A 23,187-nucleotide genomic window follows, 5' to 3' on the forward strand; every position below is an offset into this window, starting at 1 on the left:
AGTTAGAGAGGCATGAGATGTTTAGCTGGTCAGCCTTCCTTGCGAATGTCTTGCGAGATCAGCACCTGAGAAAGGTATTCAGCCAGGTGCAAAGGCTCACGCCCGCAAATGTTCCGAATCTGCCCGCGACAACTGAACCCATCGGCTACAACTGGAGTTGAATCGGGTATCGCGTCGATGACCGGCTTAAATTCTTTCTCGCCGATGATTTTGGCGATTGGCGCTGTCTTGGCGTGATACCCATAAGCGCCAGCGAGGCCACAGCAACCCGCAGCAATCACCTTGCCCCTGCCTCCCAGTTTGTTCAGAACGCCCTGCTCGCCGCCCATGCCGCCGCATGATTTCTGATGGCAATGTCCATGGATGCGGACATCTTGGTTGATGTCTGGGAGGGTCACCCCTTGTAGTTGAATGAATTCACTGAGCGTCATGATCGAACGCTTGAGTTGCTGGGCCTGAGTGTTCTCAGGTAGCAGAGAAGGCATTTCATCCCTGAACACCGATAAGCAACTGGGCTCAAGAACGACCACCGGCATCGCTTGATCCAGGGCAGGCGCCAATTGATCGAGGATCTGAAGAAGATTCGAACGAGCCTGATCAATCATCCCTGAGTCGTAAAACGGTCGCCCGCAGCATATATGGCGCTTCATCAGTCGGACGTTAAAGCCCAAGGTTTCTAGAACCTCCACGCCCGCCTCAAGCACCTGAGGGGTAAAGCCATTATTGAAGCTATCGACCCAAAGGAGCACTTCTTTCGCAGAACTTATTTCGGTACCGATCAAGCGCTTGGCTGTGTCACCGTCGCGGAAGCTGGCCTTGGCGATTTGGGGGAATTTGGCGCCTTTGGCAAGACCGACGAGCGAACCGGCAGCCCGTACTGCTGGGTTTTTCATCGCATAGTTGAGCACTGAGGAAAACTTCGTCGCGTACGGCAACCATGAGCCGATGTAAGCAATCGTCATGTCCATGATCGGGCGACGCTTATGCTCGTAATAGCGGGAGAGGAACTCCGTTTTGTAGCGGGCTATATCCACGTTTGTGGGACAGTCTGTTTTGCATCCCTTGCACGAAAGACAGAGATCCAGCGAGTCCTTTATCTCTTCGTTCCGCCAGCCATCCTGGATGACCTCGCCCTTCAAGAGCTCGAAGAACAACCGAGCGCGCCCCCGCGTGGAGTACTTTTCTTCCCGGGTAGCGCGAAAGCTCGGACACATCGTCCCGCCTTCTAGGGATCTGCACTTGCCCATACCGATGCAACGCTCAGTCTCCCGAGCAAGCCCCTTATCTCCCAAGCGAGAATCGTAGGTGAACTGACTCGCAACGTGCCTCCGTTGATAATCCGGCCCCATCCGCAGGTTCGCATCTACCGGCATCGCATGGATCAGCTTCCCTGGATTCATGCGGTTGAGCGGATCCCATAAACTTTTGAACTCGGCAAAAGCGCCCATGATCCGGTCTGAATACATGATTCGCAGATACTCGCCTTTGGCTTGACCATCGCCATGCTCACCGGACAAAGAACCTCCATATCGCACGACCAGGTGAGCCGCTTCATTGAGGAAAGCTCGCCAGTCCGCGATACCGTGTTTCGATTTCAGGTCAAAGGTAATTCTGGAATGAATGCAGCCATCACCAAAGTGGCCGTACAGATTGGTCTTATAGCCGTATTTGCTCACGATCTTCTTGAAGTCACGTAGGTATTTGCCTAGATGTTCAGGCTCAACGGCAGCATCCTCCCACCCCACCACAGGGTCAGGGCTATTGGGGTCAAGGCCGAGTGATGTGGCTGACGCGCCCGTTTCCCGGATCGTCCAGATGCGATTCATCAGCTCACCATCTGTGATCAGCCTGACGTTCGGGCGCCCCGGAAGATGCGGGGCGATACGCACAGCCTCCCGAGCCATAGCGGTTGCATCCTCGTGCGACTGCGCTCCGAACTCGACCATGAGCCAGGCATTGCCACGAGGCAGTTCGGCTATGTCATCGAGCTTCATGCCTCGCTCTTTCAGGCCACCGATAATTCCATCGTCCAGCCCCTCCATCGCAATTGGACTCAATGGCAGCAAATGAGGCGCTGAATCGGCGGCTTGGTAAATATCGTCAAACCCCAGAACAACCAGCACGCGGTGCGTAGGATTTTTCACGAGAAGCGTCTGGGCTTGAAGCACGGTGACGCAGGTACCCTCCACGCCCACTAGCGCTCGGGCAATGTTGAACCCATTTTCGGGGAGAAGCTGGTCAAGGTTGTAGCCTGATACTCGACGTTTCAACTTTGGGAATTCTTCCCTGATCTCATCCTCGTATTCATCCACCAGAGCCTTCAAACCCATCACGATTTCAGCTCGCCGCCCGCCGGCCGCGAGGTGTTCTTGATAGATTGCCTCGTCTGTGGGCCCTACCCAGAAACGTTCCCCGCAGTAGGTAAGGATTTCGAGCCTTTCTACGTTTTCCACGGTTTTACCTGCCATTACCGAATGGGCACCGCAGGAGTTGTTGCCTATCATGCCCCCCAGTGTGCAGCGGCTATGTGTCGCTGGATCCGGGCCAAATGTAAGTCCGACCTTGGCAGCCTCGCTTTTCAGCTGATCGCAAATCACACCAGGCTGAACACACGCCGTGCGTTGAACGGGGTCGATGCTCGTGATGACATTCAGGTATTTGGACGTGTCGATTACCACCGCGGCGTTCACTGCCTGCCCACACATTGAGGTGCCCGCGCCACGAGGCAAGATCGGCAATCCCGCTTCCCTGCATAGCCGCACGGTAGTGACGATGTCTGAGATCGTTCTAGGGATCACGACCCCAATGGGCAATTGGCGATAGTTAGAAGCTTCGGATGCATAGACTGCGCGAGTACTTGCATCAAAGCGCACCTCAGCTGTCGTCTCCGTCCCTAGTCTTGCACGGAGAGTCATTAGTACGTTGAGATCTTGCTGAGCGAAAATCATGCTATGCATCGGAGAGCCTGTCTTCTGTCGCTGGATACCTGTTGCTCGCCTCCCGGGCCCGCGATATGCCGTCGCCCGAAGCTGCGATACAGGCTTAGCACTTTATAGTTCTTGACGCCCTGCTATCTCCGCCTCAAAGGAGCAATAGAGGCCCGAATATTCCTACTGTAGATAGGAGCAAGCGGTCGCTGAATGCGCCGGGATGGGCATTGGCAGTGGCAACAATGGCCATAGTCGAACGATGGATGAACCGAGAGGTAGCGATGGACTCGATACAGGCCTGCTTCGGGAATGGCGAGGCGCACGACTCCAATGCGGAGCCTGCGCCAGATGCAGCTCAGTAGCCCCTTGCCGTATCTACGACGTTGAGTGGTTCCATGCCCAAGGCCTCACGTTCCATGTTCTGCGCGATGATCGCTACAGAACCTTCGACTTGCACGTTGCTGGCGATATGAGGGGTTACCAAAATCCGGGGATGTGTCCAGAACGGATGATGTTGTTCCGGAGGCTCGGTAGTGAACACGTCCAGGACTGCTCCGCCCAGCGTGCCGTCTTCAAGCGCATCAAGGAGGTCATCCTCGACAAGGTGAGCGCCTCGACCGACGTTCACCAGCCCGGCACCGCGAGGCAATTGTCTGAAGAGATCCTTATTAAAAATACCGCTGGTTTCAGCCGTCAAAGGCAACAGGTTGACTAGGATGTCGCACTGCGCCAGGAAATCCCCCAACTGTGCGTTTCCGACGAAGCATTGACCACCCGGTACGGTCTTCAAAGAGCGATTCCAGGCGCAGAACTGGAATCCCAACGCCTCCAGTTTCTTCAGGGTGGTCAGTCCTAACTGCCCCGCTCCCATGACGCCAACCCGCCGCTTGGCAGCGGGCACGATCGCGCGTGGATCCCAGGCTTTCTCAATCTGATGTTGGCGATAGATCAGCATGTCTCTGTGGAGGGCCAAGACGGCAAAGAGGACATACTCGGCCATGATGTCGGCCATCGACTCGTCAACCAGCCTGATTAACCTCAGTCCCTTTGGAAAATTTGACATATCGAACTGGTCTACGCCTGCTCCTGCTGCATATACCGCGCGTAGGTTCGGGAGCATGTTGATCACATCCAGATTGCCTTCCCACGTGATCAGATAGTGGACTTCATCAGGGTTGCCTATGTCAGGCCATTCCCGGAAATCCATTTCGGGAAGCGTTCGCGAGAACGCTGCACGCCATGCTGCTGAGACCTTAGGGTTCGCCATGTAAAGGATGCACATCGGCCGCTCCGAATGAGGAAGGAAAGCGTCATGATGCTGTGCCTACTCACGAGTTACCTCCTGCGATAACAACACATTTCTTGCGCTATATTCCGACCTCAAGTAGGTAGCCAGTTAGTTGAAAACGGCAAGGCCAGCGTAAGCGGCTGGGGAAGTCACCTTCCGAACTCCAGCATTAAGGGCGATGGTGTCCGCGTATTTTTAAGCGGACGCGATCGCCCTTAACGTCAGGATTTCCATGCGCCAACGAAGCTCTTACCCGAAACCCTTCAAGGCCCAGGTTGTTCAGGAATGCCTGCAACCGGGCGCAACCCTATCCAGCGTCGCCATCAGCCACGGCATCAACGCCAACGTGATCCGCAAGTGGCTACCGCTTTACCGAGATCAACCTCCAGCGGCTTTGCCGGCTTTCGTTCCATTGAGAGCTACACCCAAACGGCAGGCAGAAGGGTCGGCGATTATTGAGCTGCAATTTGGCGAGCAATCGATGTCAGTGAAATGGCCAACGTCTGATCCTGAAGGCTGCGCCCGCTTTGTCCGTGGACTCACACAATGATTCGCATCGACGCCATCTGGCTTGCCACCGAGCCCATGGACATGCGTGCCGGCACTGAAACTGCGCTGGCCAGGGTGATCGCGGTGTTCGGTGCGGCGAAGCCGCACTGCGCTTATCTGTTTGCCAACCGCCGCGCCACTCGTATGAAAGTGCTGGTGCATGACGGGTTTGGAGTCTGGCTGGCTGCTCGCCGATTGAACCAAGGAAAGTTTCACTGGCCCGGCATTCGACAAGGCTGCGAGATAGAACTGGATACCGAGCAACTTCAAGCGTTGGTGCTCGGCCTACCTTGGCAGCGTGTTGGGGCTGGCGGTGTAATCACACTGCTTTAAAAAGCTGTAATTAGCTCCTTGGCCTACTGCCGCAAACGACCTGCTTTGGTAAAATCCAGGGCATGACTTCCTCACCCAATCTCGATCAGATGAGCCCCGACCAACTGCGCGCCTTCGCGGCGCAGTTGCTGTCCCAGGTTGATTCGCTCGGACAGCAAGTCGACAGGATGGGCAAGAAGAATGACCGCGACCAAACCATCATCGAGCAACTCACCCACGAAATCGCCTGGTTCAAACGTAACAAGTTTGCTAAGCGCAGTGAGCAATTAAGCCCTGCTCAAGGCAGCCTGCTCGATGACCTGCTCGACACAGACATCGCGGCCATTGAAGCCGAGCTGAAGGCTTTGAATCCGCCGGCTGCGCCGGCCGAGCCACGCAAGCAGCCCAGGCGTGTTCCATTGCCTGCGCAGTTTCCGCGTACCGTGATTTATCACGAACCAGACAACACCCAATGCCCCTGCGGATGCCAGCTCCAGCGGATCGGTGAAGACGTCAGCGAAAAGCTCGATTACACGCCGGGCGTGTTCACCGTGGAGCAGCATGTGCGCGGGAAATGGGTCTGCCGCGAGTGTGAAACGCTGACTCAGGCACCGGTTCCGGCCCAGGTAATCGACAAGGGCATACCGACCGCAGGGCTGCTGGCTCACGTGATGGTGGCCAAATTCGCCTACCATTTGCCCCTGTATCGCCAAGAGAAAATCTTTGGCCGCGCCGGCCTGGCTATCGCCCGCTCGACACTGGCGCAATGGGTCGGCCAAACCGGCGTGCAACTCCAGCCCTTGGTCGACGCGCTGCGTGAAACGGTACTTGCCCAAGGCGTGATTCACGCAGACGAAACCCCAGTGCAGATGCTCGCGCCGGGCGAAAAGAAAACCCATCGTGCTTATGTCTGGGCCTACTGCACAACGCCGTTTTCGGCACTTAAAGCAGTGGTTTACGACTTCAGCCCGAGCCGTGCGGGTGAGCATGCACGCAACTTCCTTGGGCAATGGAACGGCAAGCTGGTTTGCGATGATTTCGCCGGCTACAAAGCAAGCTTTCAACAAGGCATCACCGAAATCGGCTGCATGGCCCATGCCCGCCGCAAGTTCTTCGATCTGCATGCGACGAATAAAAGCCAACTGGCCGAACAGGCGCTGCACTCAATTGGCGGGTTGTATGAAATCGAACGGCAAGCGCGGGAAATGACCGACGAGGATCGCTGGCGAATACGTCAGGAAAAAGCGGCGCCCCTTATCGACGCACTGCATACCTGGATGCTGGCCCAGCGCGACTTTGTGCCCGAAGGCTCGGCTATCGCCAAAGCTCTGGATTACAGCCTCAAGCGCTGGGGCGCACTGGCTCGATATATCGAGGACGGTGCTGTGCCCATAGATAATAATCCAGTGGAAAACCAGATACGGCCGTGGGCACTCGGCCGCTCCAACTGGTTGTTCGCCGGTTCACTGCGCAGCGGCAAACGAGCAGCGGCGATCATGAGTTTGATCCAGTCGGCGCGCATGAATGGGCATGAGCCATATGCCTATCTCAAAGATGTGCTGACGCGGCTGCCAACGCAGCGTGCCAGTGAGATTGATCAACTGCTGCCGCATCGGTGGGTGCCGGCCTGAGTCACGCAAGGTGACTTCGGCGGACGCTTACAGGCCAGCTGCATGGGTAACGGAATAAATGCGGGTCGCAGCGCGGACACCATCGTCCTTAATGCTGGAGTTCGGTAGATGACTTGGCCGGACGGTTACAGATGGGCCACACAGACTGGACTATGATTGCTAGGGTTTATGGCAGGTGGATGCCTGCCGCAGATAGCGCAGCAGGTAGCAAGGCAGAGTTAGCTTTTATGGGAACTACAGATAAATCAAGGAAAATCCTCTGACTCAATTCGTACTCGGTTTTAAGGCATCTATTTCCTTTAGTGTTTTCAAAACGTCAACAGGATCCTTTCTAGGGCTACTTATGGCCTCCGTTGCCGCTTGCTTGTACAGATAGGGAATCTCCGCTTTTATTATGATGGCTGCGGCATCAAAAACCTGTTTTTGATACGCCAGAAGTTCTTGCGGGCTTATCGCATTATTCATATACATCTGACAGACAAAATAGGAGTTGGCCAGAAACAACTGCATTCCTTGCGTACGATGGTTTAAAACAGAGTTACTGCTTGAAATTGCCGTTGCCATGCCTACGTTCGCTTTAACCTCAGCAGGAATGTCAGCTTCCGCGACAGCTTTGAAGGCTCTAGAAAGATCACTTCCTACTTCAGTTGGAGCCTCAGCGCAGAATCTCCCACTATCAAAGTTAACCAATACCACGCGGCGGTCAGGGGTAAGTGAGAGAGTGCCAACTTTTGCCTTCCATAAAAAGCTAGAGTTGAGCTTTTCCTCGATAACAGGTTGCTCTTGTGGAGGTGTAAATAGCGAGCAACCGGAGACACCTCCGATCAGTCCTACAGCCAAGACCTTAAAAATCTTAACCATGATCGCACTCCATTTTTAAGAGCATCAAGAAGGGATAGCAATCTGACACTAGTATAGGAATTTAAAATAGTTCATTTTTATTTTAAAAATAACGTAACAACTTAATTCAAGCGACACCCTCGAATAGTTTTCAAAGTCATGAGCGATTCGCGAAGTGACTTTTTTGTGTCCGAACGAATCAGGGGTAAGGAAGACATGCCACAAGAAAGGCTCGACCTGTTACGGCTTCCAAAACCCATCCGCGACCCGATCAACGACCTGGTCCGGGCCCTCAATGCCACCAGCACCGTCGCGGACGTGGAAGCTGAGCGGGCCATCCAGATCACCCTGATCGGCGGCCTGGAAAGCGCCAGGTGCCTGCGGCCAGCCGAGATCGAAGCGCTCTACATCATCTTTGACGATGCCGTGGAGGCGAAGTTGAAGCAGTTGGCGTGATGGCGGTGAACTGATTTCGCCGCTCACTCCCTGGGTAGATTTTGCTACCCAGCAAGACGCCTCCCTTTCCCTCGCCTGAAATTTCCTAGAAACTCTCGTTCGCTTGCGCCTGCCCATTCCGCTGACTAGTCTCGGCCCATCACTGCCAATCAGTGATCGGGTTTAGCAGCCCGGAAATCGTTAGGCGCACAGCGCCACCTCTCTAGCCGGCGCTTTTTCATGCCCGGAGTTTTATGGTGGCTGTGCGCAGGGCATCTTCGGGTGCGCCGGTTTCCTAACGTACCGGTCTGCTAACCTGCGTACGGCCGCCACCCATCATTTAGCAGTGATATTGGCGGCTCTAACCTACGTTAGGAGTTACCCAATGTTCAAAGTCACACCCAACCCGCCTGCCTCAATCGACGCTGCCATCATCGACCCGCAAGCTATCGAACGAGCGCTGGCTCACTACGATTTGCCGGAAGGCGGTACGTCGAAACGTTCAAGCAGCACGACAAAACGACGTTCGGCGCCAGACGCTCAACATCGCGAAGAAGCCCTGGTGAACGCCAGCTCAATTCTTGAATCCGCCGCCGCCACGGCTTATGAACACGCCGACAACCTCACAGGTGTAAACCGCAAGGTGGCGATGGGTGTCGTGCATCTGATCGAACTGGCGCTTGGGTTGGTGGACTCGGTGATAGAGGACGAGCCGGCGAGAGTGGCAAGCTAACGAGGACGTGGCCTGTATAGGGAGAGGCAGGGCTTCTCCCTACGCTGTATGGCGGCCATAAATAAATCTGTCCCCATTTTGCCTCTCGCCAGCGGCCAAACCGCCTAAAACCGCGCCACCTGCGCCAACAGAGCCATGTCATCCAACATCCGGAACTTGACCCGCTCACCGTGACTCAGCAAGTCGTGAGCGAGAGTGTTCCGGCCCCCGATCAGCCCGGCGTCAAGGCCCGGCTGATCGATAGATAAATCCAAACTATTTCCCCTCCGGAAAAACCGCCACACTGCGAATCTCGATCTTCAATTGCGGCAGCGCCAACGCCTCAACCCCAATGATCGACCAGGCCGGGAACGGGCGTTCGGTGTAGCGGGCCTTGACCGGCAGGAACTCGTCGACCGTGTCTTTCAGGTTGACGTGATAGCTCACCACTTCGACCAGATCGGCCATCGTCAGCCCCTGCAAGCGGAGGATTTCCTTTGTCCGCTCCAGCGCCACCTCGGTCTGTTCGGCAACGCTCTCGGGAATCGAGCCATCGGGACGGAAGCCGACTTCACCAGCAATGAAAAGCAGGTTTCCCGCGCGAACGGCGGGCGAGTAGCCGTAACTTTCATAGCCGCCATGGGTCGCTGCAAACATCGGGTGATCCGCCGGGATCTCAAGCACTTTCTTGGTCATGTCTCAGGTCCTTGTTCTGGTTTGCGTCGAACGGAGCTGAGCGTCGTATCTCAATGAGATGACGGGCTGGCGCCGTTCAGACCAGCGACTCTACGTTCGATGGCAAAAGCCACAAACGACGTTTTTCCCTCACTTCAGGCCATATCACGTTCTGCCGCCTCTCCCCCCTGAAAGAATGACTTACCATGGCGCCATACACGCTTTTCCCTTGAAACACGCCTTCCCAGCTTTCGAGTGATCTCATCATGCATCGCGTTGGATTCTTCGTTTGCCATGGCCATGACGCTCTTGATCTTGGCGGTCCTCTTTCGGCGTTCAATCAGGCAGCCGCAGCCGCGGGCCATAACCCCTATGAGCTGCATGTCATCTCGCAGGCGGGAGGCCCGGTTATTGGCAATACGGGCCTGCCGATCGAGACCAGGCCGGTAGGCAAGCACACCTTTGATACCGTCCTGTTTATCGGTGGCGATATCGAGCCGATGCGGACACCGGAAAACATCGCCGCCGCCAAGAAACTGGGGGCCAAGGCCTCGCGGGTGGGCAGTGTGTGTACGGGGGCATTTCTGTTGGCGGAAACCGGTTTGCTCGACGGTCGCCGGGCCACCACGCACTGGCTCTATGCCGCTCAATTGCAGTCGCGCTTCCCGGGCATCAAGGTCGAGGGGAACAGTATTTATATCGCCGACGGACGTATCTGGACGTCAGCCGGTATCGCCGCCGGCATCGATCTGGCGCTCGCCATGATCGAGCGGGATATGGGCGTGGAGGTGGCGCGGGCGACCGCCAGGCTGCTGGTAGTGCCCTATCGTCGACCCGGAGGCCAGTCGCAATTTTCCGCCATGTCGCAGATGGAGCCGGAGTCGGATCGCATCCGCATGGCGCTGAATTTCGCCCGGGAACATCTGGCCGAGGCGCTGCCCGTCGAGCGACTCGCCGATGCCGCCCGATTGAGTCTGCGCCAATTCGGCCGCGCCTTTCGCCGGGAAACCGGTGAAACGCCGGCCCGGGCGGTCGAGCGCTTGCGCGTTGAAGCGGCGTGTCTGCGCCTGCGCGACGGTAGCGAGCCGATCGAGCAGATTGCCCTGGCGGTGGGCTTCACCGATCCGGAACGGATGCGCAGGGCCTTCGTCAAACTGCATGGGCATCCGCCGCAATCGGTCCGCCGCGAGAGTCGATTGAGCGGTGAGCGCTGATGGATTGACGGCCGCCTGGTCGGCGGCCGTCGGGGTCACTGCTGAGCGTCAGCTTTCAGCGGGCCGTAGTCACTCCACATATCGCGGTGCAGTTTCCAGACGCCACCCTGTTTCAGGAAAACCAGGACCTGCTTACCGCGAAAACTGACCTTGCCACTGTGATCACGGACCTCGGCATCCGAGATTTCGGTAACCGCTTGATCGTCACCGTAGAACTCGTAGTTGCTGAAAGAAACGCTGCCCGGCTGGGTTCCGGCATACCCCTGGGTGAAGTAGGCGGTGATCGCGCTGGCACCGCTGACTTTGGCGCCACCGGGCGGCAACAGTGCGCCCTCTGCCGTGTAGAGGCGACCTATCGCCTCATAGTCACCTCGCGCGAAGGCCTGCGCCCACCGTGCGTTCTCGGCCTTGATGGCCGCTTCGGGCGGGCGCTGCGGGTCAGCGGCCGTTGCCGGCAGGGTAAAGGCGAAAAGGGAGAAGCCGACGGCAAGGGCAGCCGTGCAAAGACGTATCTGTCGCATCTGATGATTTCCGATATGGGCTTGAAGTGAAGAGGGCCGCACCCGCTTGGGCAGGTGCAGCCGACATGGCCTGCGAGCGCTTCAGCGAACGCCGGGGATTCGTGCGAGTCCCTTGGATGCGTTAGGCAATACTTTGTCGACCATCGCGATGACTTCTGGCCGAGCCTCCCGGGGATGACCGGAATGGAACGGCGGAGCGGGGTCATATTCGATCGCGAGCTGGGTGAACTCGGCGGCCTGTTGACCGCGCAGTTTCGCGGCCACACGAAGGGCAAAGTCGATGCCCGCGGTCACGCCGCCGCCGCTCATGAACCGACCGTTGTCGTCTTCCACGAAGCGATCCGGAACGGCGATGGCGCCGTATTCGGTCAGCTTGTTGACGAAGGCCCAATGGCAGGCGCTGCGCTTGCCCTTGAGAATCCCCGTCGCGGCAAGCACCAGCGATCCGTTGCAGACCGACGTCACATGCCTGGCGCTTTCAGCCAGACGGCGGATCTGTGCCAGGTACTCCGGTCGCATCGGCGCCGACAGATCAGACCCGCCGGGCACCAGGATCAGGTCGGTCTTTTCAATGTCGGCCAGGCGTTCGGTATTGCCATACACGACCCCGAATTCGAGGGTCACGTTGCCGCCATTGAGGCTCGCATACCGCACGTTGGTATTCGGCAGCCGGTGGAAAATTTCGCTGGGGCCGGCGAAGTCGAGCAGCGTGCCGCCATCGTAGTTCACGATCAGAATATTCAGGGGTTCGTTCGGCGCCAGCTCCGCTCCGCCGCCCGCCTGCGCGAGCGCGGAGGTGGCGTGGCCAAGCAGCGCTCCGCCGCCCAGGAGGGAACCGAGGGTGACGATGCCGCCGAACTTGAGTACATCGCGGCGGGAACTGCCCGTGCTGATCGGCCGCTCGCCCGTGGTGTTGTTTTCGTTAGGGTCGGTCACGATAACTGCTCCTTAAAGTTGCGAGGCGCCGCCGTCGACCACCAGTTCGGTGCCGACCACATAGGAGGATTCGTCGCTGGCCAGATAGAGCGCCGCGTAGGCAATGTCCTCGGCCCGGCCCATATGGCCTACCGGGATGGCTTGGGCAAGCTCGGCCTTGCAGTTGCGAACCCACTCCTCGGACATGCCCCACTTGCTGATCAGCGGCGTGTCCATCGCACCGGGAGCAATCGCATTGAAGCGGATTTTCCGCTCGAGAAATTCGTATGACCAACTGCGGGCCAGTGAGCGCACGGCTGCCTTCGCCGCCGCCGTCAGGGAGATGCCATGCTTGCCGGTCTGCGCGACGAACGAGGTGTTGAGAATCACCGAAGCGCCCTCTCGCAAGTCAGGCAGCACCGCCTGCAGCGTGACCACCACGCCCTTGACGTTGATGTCCATGATCTCGTCATAGAGGTCGTCGTCGATGTCGTCGAGTGCGGACGGGAAGGCTCGACCGGCGTTGGCAAACACCACGTCCAGACCGCCGAACCGTTCCTTCACCACGGCGGCAATCGCCCGCATGTCCTTGAGCGAACGCACATCGCCCTGGAGCACCAGCGCGTTGTCGCCCAGCTCGGCCTGCACCCCTTCAAACACCGCAGCATCGCGACCGGTCACCGCGACCCGCGCGCCTTCCGCGATGAACAGTCTGGCCGTGGCGAGACCGATGCCGCTGGTCCCGCCGGTGATCAACACCGATTTGTTCTTGAGCCTCATCTTTTGTCCCCTTCTCTGCCTCGTGATTGATCAAGCCGAAAGCCGCGCAATCACGTCTGCGCGCATTTCTGCGCTCGATTTCCTGGGCAAATTATGGAAACGGGACCTGATTGGCGTAAAGGCCGTATAACCCTCAAAAAACGCCACTGAAAAGGTTCGACCTGACACGATCCTCGCCCCTGTCAGTGATCTGGTGCGAACCCTCTGGACAGCCTCCAGAGGCCCTCGACAATTCGACAGGCGTGCCATCTCATACACTGGCGAGTACGTCTCGGCGTTGATGTCAGCAGATGACAAAAACAAACAAGCCCAGCATAAGCTGGGCTTTTTCCAGGCCTCGAAGGGCCACACTGACCCTGCGTCAGGCCAGGGAGGGCATGAAGACACTCATCGGGTTGAACCGATCACCAGGGTTATGCGTCAATCCTTTCCGACGTGAACGCCGCCCAGGAATACCCCATGCGCCAAGCCCTGTTGATCATCGATGTGCAACCCAGCTTCTCCCCGCCGCCATGGCTGGTCGACGGCATCATGGACCTGATCGGCCGCATGCCCAGCGTCGCCACCGTCGAGCGTCACGACGAATCGATCACCCCGTTCCAGCGCCAGCTCGGTTGGCACCCGGCACCGGACGACGACAGCCTGGTGCCGGCCGACCGCATCTTCATCAAGCATGGCTACGCCCCGTCACCGGCAACCATCGCGTACCTGAAAGGCCTGGAGGTCGAGCGAGTCCTGGTCTGTGGCCTGCAGACAGAAACCTGCTGCCTCGCCGCCGGCTTCGCGCTGTTCGATGCAGGATTGCAACCGACGTTGATCACCGACCTGACGGTCGGCTCGTCACTGGATCGCAGCGGTGGATTGGGAACACGGCTCTGGGAACATCACTTCAAGCACACGGTGCGCTCCCAGGATTTGTAACGACAGCAACATCGACTATCCGCCGCCTTGGCAATCTCCCCCGGCTCGCCCAGCCCTTCGGTATGCACCGGCCCCGGGCTGATCACATTGACGCGGATATTGCGCGGTTGCAGATCCAGCAACCAAGCAGACCGCTCGCCTGCTGCGGGATCTGGAGGAAGTCGACACGGGATTGCGCAATGCCCATGTCGCCGCCGCCCTCGCCGGGCTGGGGATCATCCACACCTTCGGCTACACGGTGCAAAAGCACATCGACAGCGGCGCCCTGGTCCCATTCCTCGAAGCCTGGCGACCGGCGCCCTACCCCTTCCATGTGGTCTACGCGCCCAATCGCTACCTGAGCCATCGGGTCAGGGTATTTATCGACTGGCTGGCCGAACGCTTCCAATCGACGCTGGCAAGTCGCTCGTAGGCGCTTTCCAACCATGCAACGGACTGATGCAAGTCAACGGGAGTGCCCGGAACAGCGTCGACCATGAAAGATTGTTCAGGTTCGCCCCTTCATGAGGGTCCGGTCACCGAACTGTTACTCAATGATGTCATAATGCAGCCTACGCATTGGGGCACTGGAAAAGCATCATTCACATGTCGACGAAACACAGCAGAAAACAAGCCGGCTTCACGCTGATAGAAATGCTGGTCACCGTCGCCATTGTCGCGATCCTCGCCGCCATCGCCGTGCCCGCCTACAGCAGCTACGTCACCAAGAGCAATATCAAGGCCGCCGAGTCCGACCTGGTCGCGTTGAGTCTCAACCTGGAAAACTTCTACCAGAAGCAGTTGGTGTACCCGGCCTCCGGTGCCAGCGGCACGACGCAGATCCAGTGCGTGCTGGCCAGTAGTGCCTCGCCTTGCACCGCCCCGGCATCAGGCTGGCAGCCGAGCCAGTCGAGCAAGTTCAGCTACTCGCTCAGTTCCAACGCGACCACCTACACCGTGACCGCCACAGGCACCAGCGGCAATGTCAATGGCTGCACAATCACGCTGACCCAGGACAACACCCGCAGCATCGCCTCGTGCAGTTCGTATAACGGCAACTGGTTGTAATGCGCTGCCGCGGCTTCACGCTGATCGAGCTGATGATCACCATTACCCTGTTCGGCCTCCTGCTGTTCGTGGGGGTGCCGTTGACTCAGTCATGGACCAACAGCGCCTATCAGCGCGATGCCGCCGGCCTGCTCAAGCAAGGGATCAGTCGCACCAAGGCCATCGCCCTGCGCAACCAGGGCGCCGTGCAGGACAGCGCGCCCGCCGCCGTGCTCTGTCGTTCCGGGCAGAACCTCAATCTGTTCCGGCTCACTGCGGGACAGGCCATCGACTGCGCCACAACCACGCAGCCCTTATGGAGTAGCCCGCTCCCGGCGGCAGCCAGCATCAAGGCCGCGGGTGTCGACCTGGCTTGCGTGGCCTTCAGCAACCGGGGCCTGGCGGTCAGTTCCAGCGCCTGTACCACCAGTACGTTGCAGGTCACGGCGGGCAGTGAGAGTTCAGTCGATGTCCCGCTCATCTAAGCCGCGCCCCTGGCGACAACGGGGCGATGTCCTGCTCGAATCCCTGGTCGGTATCCTGCTGATGTCGATCATCGGCCTGGGCATCACCTATGCCGCGTCGCGGGCGGCGGTCAGCCAGCGTGACATGAAGCTGCAGAATATCGTGGTCAGCCAGATGCGCAGCCTGCTGGAGCAGAACGGCGCGCTGCTGTGCTCGACCAACGCCGCCTTGCTCGTCGTCTCCATCCCCACCCAGACCAGCCCGCTGCCGATCGTTGCAACCTGCACCAGCGCCCCGGCCGTCACCGTCGGCACCAGCACCCTCACCGGCGGGACGCCGCAGAGCGCCGTGGTGCTGACCACCCGCGCCCAGGACAGCAGCATTTTTGGCGGTGTCATCCGCGTGGGCGACGAGTCATGAGCCGTGGGCAAGAAGGCTTCACGCTGATCAGCCTGATGGTCGGCACGGCCATTTCCCTGATCAGCATCCTGGCCATGCTCTCGTTGTATAAAAACCTGGTCTACACCTCGGCGGCATCGATCCAGAGCGCCCGGCAAGACGGCCAGGTGGCGGCGGCCCTGCTGACCGCCCAGCGCGAACTGATGAATGCCGGCTTCTGGAGTGGCAGCGCCACCGTGCGCGCCAGCACCGATATCGACAATAATTTCGTGCTGCTGTCCGGCGCCCTCCTGAGCAACGGCACCCTGAGCGGCAATGCCACCGCCCAGAGCAGCTTTCCGACCCTGACCAGCGCGTCCCCCAACGGCATCACCGGCAACGCGATTGTCTGGTCCTACCAGACCAGCGCCACGGCCACCGCCGGTTGTGCCGGACTGCTGATCAGCAACGGTGCCCTGCTCAGCCTCAAGGCCGCCGCCGGTTGTACCCAGGCCTCGTCGCAGTGGGGCGGCACGACCTGGACCAGCACCCCGCTGATCGAGGCCGGCCAGGGCAGCGCCGTGTTCTCGGTGGGCTTTGCCACCTGCTGGCCCTATGGCCGGACCACCGACACCACCAATACCGCCTCGCGCCTGCAAGTCACCCTGAACGCCAACAACAGTACGCTCGACCCCAATAGCAGCGATCCCCAGCCCGCCTACGTCAAAAGCAAGGCAACGGCCTGTCTGATCAACTTCGAAAAACCCACTTCCTGACAGAGCGCTTGATGCCAGCCCCTTCGTTTTCCGGATCGACACGCGCGTCTCAACGCGGCATGGCGGCCACGCTGATGATCCTGTTCGTCGGCATGGCCCTGACCGTCAGCGCCCTGGGCATGATGTACGGCATACGTGGCGCCCAGCAGCAGCAAGTGGCGGCCCATGCCATCTCGCCGGCGGAGTCGCGGGTGTGGAGCGGCGTGGAGTGGGTGCGCCTGTACCTGCAGGCCCAGCTGCTGCAGGACAGCACCCTGGCCAATGTCACGCCGGGCAACCTGCCCATCAGTGCCAGCGGGCTCAGCGCGCAGATCATTTCCAAGGTCGCCAGCGCGGGTAGCACACTGGTCACCGCGACCATCACCGCCACCAACAACCTGGCGACCAATACCCTGCAGGTGGTCTACGTGCTGACCCCGGCCAGCGCCGCGACCACGCCGCCCAGTGGCAACCTGCCACCGGCCCTGCAGTTCAATGGCAACTTCAACTACACCGGCGGCAACCTGTCGATCACCAACGGCACGACCCTGGCGAACATCGCCGTGACCGGCGTGCTGACCATCTCCAACGGTTCGAAAGCCTATGTCTCCGGCTGTGCCAAGGGCGGTATCAACCTCAGCGGCGGCGGTATCGCGGACAACGCGACCCTCAACACCGAGGGCACCTTTTCCATGAGCTCCAGCAGTTCCCCGGTCAACCTCACCGTGGGCGCCAAGTCCATCAACATCACTCAGTCCGACGGCAGCTATGTGTCGATCAAGGCCGGCGCGTTCAAGGCCAACGTACTGTCGGCCGGATCGACCATCGGCAGCGCCCTGGTCGGCGGCACGAAAAACACCGACAACTCGATCACCGCCGCCAGCACCGGCACGGCCCTGATCACCCTGGCCGATGGCACGGTCTATACCCTGGACCTGAGCAAGGCCAGCCAATCCGCCGGGGTCATCAGCACCACCAGCGGCGCGCAGTTGATCTCCGGGACCGGCACCCTGCCCGCCAGCATTTCCCTGAGCTACAACGCGATCTATGGCGGCGACGTCAACTTCAAGAACGCCACCGTCGGTACCTTCTGGGGCAACACTCTGGCGTTGAGCGGCTACAGCGCCACTTACAACACGCTCAAGGCCAACAGTGACGTATCGATCCTCACCGCGACAGTGGGGCAGTTCCAGGGCGGCGGCAACCTGAGCGTGACGCAATACAACACACCCTCGTTCAACACCACCAGCCAGATCGCCGGCAAGGTGCTCAACCAGAACGGCACGGCCTATACGGGCACCGCGCTGGCGAACCTGACACAGAACGTCGTCGGCGCCTCACCAGGCCTGCCCGGCATACCGTACTGCAACATCACCGCCGCGCCGGTGGACGTCACGCCCCTGCAAAGCCAGGCCAACTACGTGTTCTACTTCGACGGCAACACGCCGATGCTGAAGATCCAGAACGTCAAGACCAGCGCCGGCACGGCGGTAGCGACGGGCCCCTACAACCTGGCGACCACCGACCTGCGCACCCTGCTGGGAACAACGTTCCTGACCTGCAACTACGGCAACAGCAGTTGCGGCAACAGCGCGACACCCGCCAACGGCTGGACCTTCACCGGAATCAAGGCCCTGCCGCCGGGCGTGCTCTGGTTCCAGGGCAATATCACCCTCGATGGCGTGCAAGGCCTGAGCCGGCTCACCAACACGGTGCTCTCCACCAACAACGTGACCCTGACCAGCAACAGCGCGGTGCCCTTGTACTCACCGAACTTCTCCGGCTACTCGAACCTGTGCACGGGTTCGTTCTACCCGACCAACCTGTGCAACAAGAGCGCGACGCCACCGGCCCTGGCCTCCTGGACCGACAGCTCCAATGTCAGCCACAGCGGCCTGCCCATCGGCAATATCGCCATCGAAGCCAACGGCGGCCTCGCCACCAGCGGCTGGACCCTCTACGGCAACGTCATCCTCGGCGGCCTGGTCAACACCTCGGGGGCCACGACCAATATCAAGGGCTCGCTGTCCACCGGCAACAACGGCGCCAGCAACACCACCATTTCCCAGGGCGGCATCGCCATCGACGTTTCAGGGGTGACCGGCGATCAGACCATCACCAACCCCACCCCGCCCACGGGCGGCGGCGGTGGTGGCGCGGTCCAGGCCTCGACGAAGGTGCGCTGGGTTCGGGCGTATTGATCAGCGACTGTCGCACCAGCGGCGCGACTTTCTATTCGGCACGACAGGTCCCGTAGAACAAAAGTAAACACTCAGGTCAACCGTGCCCCCGCCATCAACCCCTCGGTCAACAACGATACCAGCGGCTGCACCAGATGCTGGGTGCCGGCCTCGTCACCGACCACCGCGACTTCGGTAGAGGGCAGTGTCGGCAGCTTTTCCGAAGGTTCGAGAATCTTCATCCCCTCCTGCAGGAAAGAGGTACCCAGCGCCGTAATCCCCAGCCCGCCGGAGACAGCGGCCTGCACGCCGATCAGGTTGCTGGCCAGGCAGGCCGAGACCCATTCGCGATTCACCGACGCCAGGGCCTCGACCATGATCGCGCGGTATGCGCAGGGCGGTCGCATCATCACCAGCCGTATCGGCCGGGCAGCTTCGATTTCGTAGTCGCTGGCGGCCATCCACACCAGCGGTTCGCGCCAGATGACCCGACCGCGCTGAGCCGTCGCGCTGATCTTGCGCTTGGCGATCACCACATCCAGTTGCCCCGCCTCATAAGCCGTGAGCAGGTCGTTGCTCAGGCCGGTGGTGAGCTCCAGCTGGATATCGGGATATAGCGCGCAGAAGCGCGACAGCAATTTGGGCAACTGGGTCAGCACCAGGTTTTCCGAGATACCCAGGCGCAACAAGCCCGGCGTCGCCGGCGCCTTGATCTCACGCAGGAATGCCTCGTAATGCACCAGCATCCTGCGTGCCCCCACCAGCAGGCGCTCGCCGTCCGCGGTCAGGGTCAACGCGCGACTGGTGCGCTCGAACACCCGTAGACCGAGGATTTCCTCCAACCGGATGATCTTCTGGCTCACCGCCGATTGCGAACGCGCAATCACCTCGGCCGCCGCCGTGAAACTGCCGGTCTCCGACACGGCGATAAACGCCCTGAGCAAGTCGATCTCGATATCGCTGGCCTGCATGATGAATTCGCCTTTCAACTGGATGCGATTAAATTTATGCGTTTGAGTTCTAGATAGCAAACTCCGAACATCGTGCTCATCCGGTCAGCGGTCACCGCATCGGCCAAACAACTGCAAGCACGAGGAATACCCCATGACAGGCAACAAGGCTGTAGAAATCGTCGAAAGCTTCTGGCGCGAGGTCTGGCAGAAACAGGACCCGCAAGCGGCGGCGCGCTTCGTCAGCGAAGACTTCGTGATCACCTCGGGGGGGACCGATGTCGTCGGCCGCGCGGCGTTTATCGAATGGATCGGCGCATTCCTGGCGAAAATCGACGACTTCGATTTCGCCAGCATCGAGACCTTCCAGAATGCCGAAGGCACCCGCGTGGCTTCGCGCTGGGTACTTGAGGGCAGGAACAACGGTTTTATCGGCAATCGGGCCTGCGGCACTCCGTTCAAGATGCAGGGGACCGCGGTCTGGGGAGTGCGCCCGGACGGGCAACTGGACCACAACTGGGTCGAGCGCAATGCCCTGGAAGTCCAGCGCGAATTGCTCGCGTCCTGAACACCGGCAGCATCCTGTGCGCCCGGCAGCCTGCCTGATCCTGTTCCTGTACCTGCTGACGCCCGCCCATGGCGCCCGTCCACCGGAGATTGTCATGGACACCAGGAACTGCCAGACGGGCTCGGGCCTGCAGGACGACCCGGCGTCATCCTGAGTCGTCCGGCACACGGGACACGACGCGGTGTCCCGTGCAAACGGCCTGACGGTGGATCAATCCCAGAGTTTCTGGCCAAAGAACGTCAGGGTCCGGTCCCAGGCCATTTGCGACCAGACCGGGTCGAACTGGGTTCCGGGGATACGCCCGGTGCCCACTGCTGTCTCGTTGGCGAAAGCGTGATGCGCCAGGTAACGGTGGAACGTAGCATCGACACCCGCTTCATGCAGCGTGGTTTCCAGGGTATCGACGGTTTCCGACGGGAAGAACAGGTCCTGGGTCGCCCAGTGCGCCAGCAGCGGTGCCTTGATCGCCGCCGCGTTGAGGTATTCCAGCGGTGGCAGGCCATACCAGACCACGCCGGCCGTCAGTTCCGGGATGGCATTCAAGGACAGCAGCGTCAGCGCGCCGCCCATGCAGAAACCGGTCACGCCGATGTTTTTCGTGTGCGCTCCCAGGTACTGCACCGCGCCACGGATATCCTGGGACACCGCCTCGGCGAAATCGAGCTTGCTCATCAGGTGATGAGCTTCTTCCTCTTCCACCGTCGACTCGCCACGGTACAGATCAGGCACCAGGGCCAGGTAACCGCAGGCCGCCAGGCGATCGGCAACGCCCCGGATCTGATCGTTGAGCCCCCACCATTCCTGGATCACCACGATGGCCGGAGCGCCTTCGATTTTTGCCGGACGGGCCAGGTAACCGCTGACCTCGCGACCATCGGGACGTTTGAAGCTGATCAGGCTGTTTGCTTGCGACATGGGCTTGCCACCTTGAGTTGGATTGAATGGAGTCGGGCTGATTAAAGCCCCGCGCCTGCGTGTTGGCGAGTAGTATTTGACCGACAGCCAGCGACTTTTCAAAGCGTCCGATATGACACAAACAGGGCAAATTCCGACAATGTTCGATTTCACCGTGCTCGTGTTGCCCGGCGCCTTTTCCTCCGGCGTCGGCGCCATCCTCGACATGCTCTCGACCGCCGCCGACCTGGCGAACGCCGCAGGCTGCGCAAGGTGACGCAGACCACCCCGAGCCAGTTCCGTCCTGCCGCGTTCAACCTCGCACGCGGGGTTGCCGATAGCGATTAGATTTCACTTCAGTTCGATCACCACACAGGGATTGCCATTGAAGCGTCCCTCGAACGCGGGAGCGACCTTCTCCAGCGCGGTCCCCGCCAGTAATCCCAGGTCCTTGCGCGACAGGATCACCCAGGCCGGACGTGGCAGTGAATCCAGCCTGGTGGCATCGGCCTTGCTGACAAACAGCGGCTGTTCGTCATGGTCCAGGTTCATCATGTAACGCACCGCCCAGGTGTCCTGCCCCAGGTTCAGGAACACCAGCGGCCCCGGATTCGCCGCACGCAGGTGCTCCACCGGTTCGACAAAGCCCCGGGTGTCGAACTCCAGGTCCTTGGCCGGTTCCACCACTTTCACCAGCAGCAACCACTGCGCCGCCAGGGCGATCAGGCTCAGCACCACCAGGCGCCGGCCCAGATCGTTTCGTTTGTTCAGCCAGGCATAAGCGGCGGCGCCCTGCAGAATCACCAGCACCCCGACCAGCAGCGGCAGCGAAACCCGCGGCCAGAAGCCCTGCTTGAGCCAGGCGTGGCGCAGGACGAAGACGACAATCGCCGCCAACCCCGGCAGCAGCGCCACCAGCCCTTCATAGAACCGGCGCACGCCCACCAGCCAGCCTTGCGCCTGCAACAGTCCATAGGCCGCCACCGCCGCGAACATCGGCACCATCGGCAGGATGTAATAGGCGCGCTTGAAGTGCGGCACCGACAATCCCAGCAGGATCATCAAGCCGCAGGCTCCCAGGCGCAAAGCCAGTTGTACATCGCTGTCCCGGTCCCGCAGCGACCATTTGTGACGCAACGCGATCAGGGTTGCCAGCGCCAGCGGCACCACCGGGAAATAACGATAGAGACTGAGCTGGAAATAGAAGAAGAACGGCTCGCCGCTTTCATCAAGGCGCCCCCCCACCTGCATGTTGTAGACCTGCTCGGCAAAGCCACCGCCACCGCTGAAACGCGCCAGCTTCATCAGCAACCACCAACAGGCGGCGAGCAGCACCAGGCCGATAACCCCGTGTACCAGGACCTTACCGAGCAAGCGCAGCGTCTCGGCCCGCGAACGGGAAACGCCCATGGCCCAGTAGACGCAGGCCACACCACACACCTCGATCAAACCCAGCGGCCCACGAATGACAAAGCCCAGGACAAACAGCGGAAAGATCGCATATTGCCGCAGCTTCGAGCCCAGCCGTTCACCGCTGTGCAGCAGATAGAAACAGGCCAGGCACAGCAATGAGGTCATCTGGTCCAGGCACACCGAGCGGGACTTCTCGAGCAGTTGTGTCGTCAGCGCGGTCAAGAGGACGGTCAGCAGCGCCCACCAACGCCCGGACGGCACCAGCAGCCGATAGATCATGGCCATTACCCCCGCCGAAGCCAGGGCCGTCGGCATGACATTCGCCAGGTGGTTCGGCGCACCGAACAGCTGGGCGAACAGAAAGCTGAGGAACGTCGCGGTGCCCGGATAGTCGGGATACGGCTGGCCATAGGTCGTGGCGAACAGGCTCGGTCCATGGCGGAACATTTCATTGAGGAACAACGCCCAGCGCCCATCGAAGCCCTGGGCCGTCTGGTCCCAGATACCCAGGGTGAAGAGCAGCAGCGCAATCAGGAAGATAAACAGGGATTCAACGCGAAACCGGTTTTCGTGAGCCATCGGGTGTCCCATCAGTCAGAGTCGCCACTCGGCAGGCTGGCGTGCCAGCCCCAATGGTGCGGGTCAAGGCCCTGAATACACCCTGAACAACCTGCGAAAAACCGATGCTGGGATGCAGAAAGTCATGAGCGATCCCCGCACGTCAATCCCATGCCATTCGACGGCCAGCGGATGATCTTCGGTGGTTTGCGCATCATCGTGAACGCCTGACGAACCTCGGCGGCAGCCCCTCCGCGATCGCCGGATCGCGGTGGCA

26 protein-coding genes and 2 pseudogenes are annotated in these 23,187 nt (G+C 60.0%); 18 read left to right on the forward strand and 10 right to left on the reverse strand.

The genetic code is table 11. The annotated features are described in order from the left end of the window. Positions 1-29: 29 nt before the first annotated feature. Entirely contained in the window at positions 30-2,957 is a 2,928-nt protein-coding gene (locus tag HX851_RS24840) for an FAD-binding and (Fe-S)-binding domain-containing protein (RefSeq protein WP_177066217.1), read from the reverse strand. 328 nt (positions 2,958-3,285) lie between these two features. Beyond that, positions 3,286-4,212, reverse strand: coding sequence for a 2-hydroxyacid dehydrogenase (locus tag HX851_RS24845; RefSeq protein WP_177066218.1), 927 nt, complete (start codon positions 4,210-4,212; stop codon positions 3,286-3,288). A gap of 238 nt (positions 4,213-4,450) precedes the next feature. On the opposite strand from HX851_RS24845, the gene tnpA reads away from it, so the two are divergent. The 4 genes and pseudogenes from tnpA to HX851_RS45170 all read left to right on the forward strand — a co-directional run. Beyond that, entirely contained in the window at positions 4,451-4,768 is a 318-nt protein-coding gene (gene tnpA / locus HX851_RS24850; RefSeq protein WP_177066219.1) for an IS66-like element accessory protein TnpA, read from the forward strand. Continuing rightward, positions 4,765-5,100 (forward strand): IS66 family insertion sequence element accessory protein TnpB, encoded by a 336-nt coding sequence (gene tnpB, locus HX851_RS45165; protein ID WP_146218524.1) that lies wholly within the window; start codon positions 4,765-4,767, stop codon positions 5,098-5,100. The genes tnpA and tnpB overlap by 4 nt, the downstream gene beginning before the upstream one ends. Before the next feature lie 62 nt (positions 5,101-5,162). Beyond that, complete coding sequence (gene tnpC, locus HX851_RS24860; RefSeq protein ID WP_177066220.1) at positions 5,163-6,710, forward strand: IS66 family transposase; 1,548 nt, start codon at positions 5,163-5,165, stop codon at positions 6,708-6,710. 128 nt (positions 6,711-6,838) lie between these two features. Further along, positions 6,839-6,973: pseudogene (locus HX851_RS45170) on the forward strand (site-specific integrase); the annotation flags it as partial. Between the two features lies 1 nt (position 6,974). Here the strand turns inward: HX851_RS45170 and HX851_RS24865 are convergent. Then, positions 6,975-7,571: a hypothetical protein gene (locus tag HX851_RS24865; RefSeq protein ID WP_177058617.1), complete on the reverse strand. Its 597-nt coding sequence runs from the start codon at positions 7,569-7,571 to the stop codon at positions 6,975-6,977. A 195-nt stretch (positions 7,572-7,766) separates the two neighbouring features. Between HX851_RS24865 and HX851_RS24870 the strand changes: the two genes are divergently transcribed. Further along, positions 7,767-8,006, forward strand: coding sequence for a hypothetical protein (locus HX851_RS24870; RefSeq protein WP_177066221.1), 240 nt, complete (start codon positions 7,767-7,769; stop codon positions 8,004-8,006). A 364-nt stretch (positions 8,007-8,370) separates the two neighbouring features. Then, positions 8,371-8,718: a DUF6124 family protein gene (locus tag HX851_RS24875; protein WP_177066222.1), complete on the forward strand. Its 348-nt coding sequence runs from the start codon at positions 8,371-8,373 to the stop codon at positions 8,716-8,718. Between the two features lie 255 nt (positions 8,719-8,973). Here HX851_RS24875 and HX851_RS24880 read toward each other — a convergent pair whose 3' ends face one another. Next, entirely contained in the window at positions 8,974-9,393 is a 420-nt protein-coding gene (locus HX851_RS24880) for a Rid family hydrolase (RefSeq protein WP_177060523.1), read from the reverse strand. Positions 9,394-9,638: 245 nt separating this feature from the next. Here HX851_RS24880 and HX851_RS24885 point away from each other — a divergent pair, with 245 nt between their 5' ends. Then, positions 9,639-10,586: a GlxA family transcriptional regulator gene (locus tag HX851_RS24885; RefSeq protein ID WP_177060525.1), complete on the forward strand. Its 948-nt coding sequence runs from the start codon at positions 9,639-9,641 to the stop codon at positions 10,584-10,586. A gap of 35 nt (positions 10,587-10,621) precedes the next feature. Here the strand turns inward: HX851_RS24885 and HX851_RS24890 are convergent, their stop codons facing one another. The 3 genes from HX851_RS24890 to HX851_RS24900 all read right to left on the reverse strand — a co-directional run bounded on the left by HX851_RS24890 (position 10,622) and on the right by HX851_RS24900 (position 12,802). Next, positions 10,622-11,107, reverse strand: a complete 486-nt coding sequence (locus HX851_RS24890; RefSeq protein WP_177066223.1) for a YybH family protein — start codon at positions 11,105-11,107, stop codon at positions 10,622-10,624. A gap of 81 nt (positions 11,108-11,188) precedes the next feature. Continuing rightward, positions 11,189-12,043 (reverse strand): DJ-1/PfpI family protein, encoded by an 855-nt coding sequence (locus tag HX851_RS24895; protein WP_177060528.1) that lies wholly within the window; start codon positions 12,041-12,043, stop codon positions 11,189-11,191. Between the two features lie 12 nt (positions 12,044-12,055). Next, the gene (locus HX851_RS24900; RefSeq protein ID WP_177060530.1) at positions 12,056-12,802 is read right to left on the reverse strand and encodes an SDR family oxidoreductase; all 747 of its coding nucleotides are present in this window, start codon (positions 12,800-12,802) and stop codon (positions 12,056-12,058) included. Positions 12,803-13,261: 459 nt separating this feature from the next. Here HX851_RS24900 and HX851_RS24905 point away from each other — a divergent pair, with 459 nt between their 5' ends. The 7 genes from HX851_RS24905 to HX851_RS24935 all read left to right on the forward strand — a co-directional run bounded on the left by HX851_RS24905 (position 13,262) and on the right by HX851_RS24935 (position 18,548). Beyond that, positions 13,262-13,723 (forward strand): cysteine hydrolase family protein, encoded by a 462-nt coding sequence (locus HX851_RS24905; protein WP_177060532.1) that lies wholly within the window; start codon positions 13,262-13,264, stop codon positions 13,721-13,723. Between the two features lie 172 nt (positions 13,724-13,895). Further along, a complete protein-coding gene (locus HX851_RS24910) occupies positions 13,896-14,135 on the forward strand; it encodes a LysR substrate-binding domain-containing protein (RefSeq protein ID WP_256262827.1) in 240 nt (79 codons plus the stop codon). Positions 14,136-14,308: 173 nt separating this feature from the next. After that, positions 14,309-14,770, forward strand: a complete 462-nt coding sequence (locus HX851_RS24915) for a type IV pilin protein (protein ID WP_177060534.1) — start codon at positions 14,309-14,311, stop codon at positions 14,768-14,770. Next, positions 14,770-15,234: a pilus assembly FimT family protein gene (locus tag HX851_RS24920; protein ID WP_177060536.1), complete on the forward strand. Its 465-nt coding sequence runs from the start codon at positions 14,770-14,772 to the stop codon at positions 15,232-15,234. The genes HX851_RS24915 and HX851_RS24920 overlap by 1 nt, the downstream gene beginning before the upstream one ends. Further along, complete coding sequence (locus tag HX851_RS45305; RefSeq protein WP_177060538.1) at positions 15,218-15,634, forward strand: type IV pilus modification PilV family protein; 417 nt, start codon at positions 15,218-15,220, stop codon at positions 15,632-15,634. Before HX851_RS24920 ends, HX851_RS45305 begins: the two co-directional genes overlap by 17 nt. Then, positions 15,631-16,368 (forward strand): PilW family protein, encoded by a 738-nt coding sequence (locus HX851_RS24930; protein WP_177060540.1) that lies wholly within the window; start codon positions 15,631-15,633, stop codon positions 16,366-16,368. The genes HX851_RS45305 and HX851_RS24930 overlap by 4 nt, the downstream gene beginning before the upstream one ends. Positions 16,369-16,379: 11 nt before the next feature. Continuing rightward, complete coding sequence (locus tag HX851_RS24935; protein WP_177066224.1) at positions 16,380-18,548, forward strand: beta strand repeat-containing protein; 2,169 nt, start codon at positions 16,380-16,382, stop codon at positions 18,546-18,548. Between the two features lie 71 nt (positions 18,549-18,619). On the opposite strand, the gene HX851_RS24940 is transcribed toward HX851_RS24935, so the two are convergent. Continuing rightward, positions 18,620-19,498 carry a LysR substrate-binding domain-containing protein gene (locus HX851_RS24940; protein ID WP_177060544.1) on the reverse strand — a complete coding sequence of 293 codons (879 nt, stop codon included), beginning with the start codon at positions 19,496-19,498 and terminating at the stop codon, positions 18,620-18,622. Between the two features lie 133 nt (positions 19,499-19,631). Between HX851_RS24940 and HX851_RS24945 the strand changes: the two genes are divergently transcribed. Both HX851_RS24945 and HX851_RS24950 read left to right on the forward strand, forming a co-directional pair. Beyond that, entirely contained in the window at positions 19,632-20,045 is a 414-nt protein-coding gene (locus tag HX851_RS24945; RefSeq protein ID WP_177060546.1) for an ester cyclase, read from the forward strand. A gap of 16 nt (positions 20,046-20,061) precedes the next feature. Next, entirely contained in the window at positions 20,062-20,199 is a 138-nt protein-coding gene (locus tag HX851_RS24950) for a hypothetical protein (protein WP_177060548.1), read from the forward strand. A 56-nt stretch (positions 20,200-20,255) separates the two neighbouring features. Here the strand turns inward: HX851_RS24950 and HX851_RS24955 are convergent, their stop codons facing one another. Then, a complete protein-coding gene (locus tag HX851_RS24955) occupies positions 20,256-20,960 on the reverse strand; it encodes a dienelactone hydrolase family protein (RefSeq protein ID WP_177066225.1) in 705 nt (234 codons plus the stop codon). Positions 20,961-21,036: 76 nt separating this feature from the next. Here HX851_RS24955 and HX851_RS24960 point away from each other — a divergent pair, with 76 nt between their 5' ends. Continuing rightward, entirely contained in the window at positions 21,037-21,216 is a 180-nt protein-coding gene (locus HX851_RS24960) for a hypothetical protein (protein ID WP_177066226.1), read from the forward strand. Between the two features lie 74 nt (positions 21,217-21,290). Here the strand turns inward: HX851_RS24960 and HX851_RS24965 are convergent, their stop codons facing one another. Beyond that, complete coding sequence (locus HX851_RS24965) at positions 21,291-22,931, reverse strand: glycosyltransferase family protein (RefSeq protein WP_177066227.1); 1,641 nt, start codon at positions 22,929-22,931, stop codon at positions 21,291-21,293. A 103-nt stretch (positions 22,932-23,034) separates the two neighbouring features. On the opposite strand from HX851_RS24965, the pseudogene HX851_RS45180 reads away from it, so the two are divergent. After that, positions 23,035-23,141 (forward strand): annotated as a pseudogene (locus HX851_RS45180) (DUF1428 domain-containing protein); the annotation flags it as partial. Between the last annotated feature and the right edge of the window lie 46 nt (positions 23,142-23,187).

Source organism: Pseudomonas gingeri (assembly GCF_013385635.1).
In the GTDB taxonomy this organism is placed as follows: Bacteria; Pseudomonadota; Gammaproteobacteria; order Pseudomonadales; family Pseudomonadaceae; genus Aquipseudomonas; species Aquipseudomonas gingeri_A.